Consider the following 1,218-nt stretch of genomic DNA (forward strand, 5'->3'; position numbering starts at 1 on the left):
CTGAAAGAAAATCAGCGGTCTGAAATGTGAACAGCATGAGCCTTTGTCGCACTGAAAACTATTTGATCAACAACGCCATTTAAAACGAGACATCCTATTCCTCTCGAAAACGTAAAAAACCGTGTTACCCACTAATAATGATGAACGAAATGAGAAGTAACAGCCTGGATTTAATCGGGTTGAAAATTATTCCTTGCATTAAGCAGATTACATACTCTGCATCCTTTTTCTTGCCACATACCGGGCATAAAACAAACGACCGAACAAATATATAATTAACACAACACCGAAAACAGGTATTACAATAAATGCCCCTACGAATCTAAAATAGACTGGTTCGACCTTTCCATTCACAATGTAGTACCCAGACCAAAATGTATAGTTATCTGCGTAGTATGTAAGATTAATCAGCCCGTCTTTCGATTTTTCAAGTTCAATGCGTTCGTTGTTAATGAGCCTTGTAACAAGCTCTTCCTCGTCAACAAGGTATACGTCCTCACGATTCTTATACTCCTCCCATTGTATTACAGAGTAAGAATTATTAACTTTTTGTGCAACGGGGAAAAACTTAGAAACACCTTGTTCCCCAACATATTTTTCTGACGTCAACAAATATGGAGCAACGAGGAAAGATAAGTAAAACAAAGAAACAAATACCAAAACACTCACGATCAACCTTAAAATCGATTTTAAAATTTTCAAATTCCTTCCTAAATTAACGAAAAGCATCACGAATGCGTCAACTTCCTGATAAACATAACATAAACCCAAATATCTCAGCCAATGCCTGTTAGCAAAAAAGTCTCCGATACCTTGTGAAGCCTATGTTTATAAAGGGTCAGAGAAAGAGCGAAAAGCTAAGCGCCACAGAAGAACGAGCCTAAAACACTCTGCAACCCACCTTTGACAACGCAGTGCGAAAGACCCGTAGTTACTCGCGACTAATGTGCCTCGCCCTATTTTAAATGAAGTGCAGATCGCCAACTTGCATGGAAACACATGTAGATATAAGTGGCATTTCGTGACTTAAAAAGCATAGATTTTGATGTGGTGGAATGGACTCGTTGCGATACAAACGAAGTGGCACTTTGACTTTCAAGTCAACACAGTAAAGCATCGCAGAGTGCTTTCCATACCCCGATTAGGAAGGGAAGTTCGGAGCCATAGGCGGTATCAAATTTACGAGTCCCAATATCAATGGGCAATACTGGAATATCA

Annotated in this window: 1 protein-coding gene; it reads right to left on the reverse strand. The window is 39.2% G+C overall.

Going from position 1 to position 1,218, the window contains the following annotated elements; translation table 11 throughout:
* Positions 1-207: 207 nt before the first annotated feature.
* Entirely contained in the window at positions 208-702 is a 495-nt protein-coding gene (locus D1Z90_RS20640) for a hypothetical protein (RefSeq protein WP_147378822.1), read from the reverse strand.
* Positions 703-1,218: the final 516 nt, after the last annotated feature.

This window comes from Motilimonas pumila (assembly GCF_003596335.1).
GTDB classification, from domain to species: Bacteria; Pseudomonadota; Gammaproteobacteria; order Enterobacterales; family CBDFNC01; genus Motilimonas; species Motilimonas pumila.